Below are 1,165 nucleotides of genomic sequence, written 5' to 3'. Positions count from 1 at the left end.
GCCGGCCCGCCCGTCGCGGCCGCGCCGCGCGCACCGAGCGGCGGCCGTGGACCGTGAAGGCGACGCTGCGCGCCGCGTTCGCGGTTCTGCTGATCGGCACGGTCGCGATCGGCGTGTTTTCGCTCTGGCAGATCAGCCGGCTGAATGCGTCGATCGCGTCGGTCTACGAGCAGGGGCACGTCGCGAGCCGCGCGGCCGAGGAGGTGCGCGCGGAGGTGCTGCGTGCGAGCCGCGCGCAGAAGATGCTGCTGACCGCGACCACCGCGAAGGAGCGCGACGAGCTCGGTGCCGAAGTCGATGCGGGGCTCGCGTCGATCGGCCGCGCGCTCGGTACGCTGCAGCGCGAGGCGGACCCGGCCGACGCCGACGACAGCGCACGGCTGCGCGCATTCTCGTCCGCCGTCGGCACCTGGAGCGGCCATCTGCGCGACTTCGTCGCGCTGGTGCGCGCGCAGCCGCTCGACCTGTCGCAGATGAACTGGCAGGTCGGCACGCAGGACGTGTCGCTGCTCGTCGAGACCGGCAAGCTCGAGAAACAGGCCGGCGATCTCGTGAAGACGCGCGGCGCGAAGTCGAAGGCGACGCTCGATGCGTCGGCGACGATCTTCTCGTCGTCGTTCGCGATGATCGCCGCGATGACGGCTGCGCTGTTCGTCCTCGCGATCGCGATCGCGGAGCGCGTCGTGCGCCGCCTCGCCGCGCAGCTCGGCGGCGAGCCTGCGTATGCGAAGGCAATCGCCGCCGACATCGCGCGCGGCGATCTCACGCGGCCGATCGCACTCGGCCGGCACGACCGCGACAGCATGGTGCGCGCGCTCGCCGACATGCAGCGGGGGCTGGCCGCGACCGTCGGCGAAATCGCGGTCAGTGCGGACGCGATCGCGTCGGCATCCGGCGAGATCTCGACCGGCAACCTCGATCTGTCGCAGCGCACCGCACAGCAGGCGGCCGCGCTCGAGCGCACCGCGGCGAGCATGGAGCAGCTGACCTCGACGGTGCGGCAGAACGCGGAGAACGCGCGGCAGGCAAGCATGCTGGCCGCGAATGCGTCGGCCGTCGCGGAAGCGGGCGGCGAGGTGGTCGGGCGCGTCGTCGCGACGATGAGCGACATCGACGACAGCGCGAAGAGCATCCGCGACATCATCGGCACGATCGAGGGCATCGC

The 1,165-nt window shown here is 72.2% G+C and carries 1 protein-coding gene; it reads left to right on the top strand.

Features of this window, described 5'->3' with window-relative positions; genetic code table 11:
* On the top strand, positions 1 to 1,165 hold a 1,165-nt coding region (locus HMPREF3115_RS24190), incomplete at both ends, for a methyl-accepting chemotaxis protein (RefSeq protein ID WP_141751729.1).

The organism is Burkholderia sp. HMSC10F09 (genome assembly GCF_001806955.1).
Lineage (GTDB): Bacteria > Pseudomonadota > Gammaproteobacteria > Burkholderiales > Burkholderiaceae > Burkholderia > Burkholderia multivorans.
Note: the sequence above shows the minus strand (reverse complement) of the source record. Positions and strands in the feature narration are given on the sequence as shown.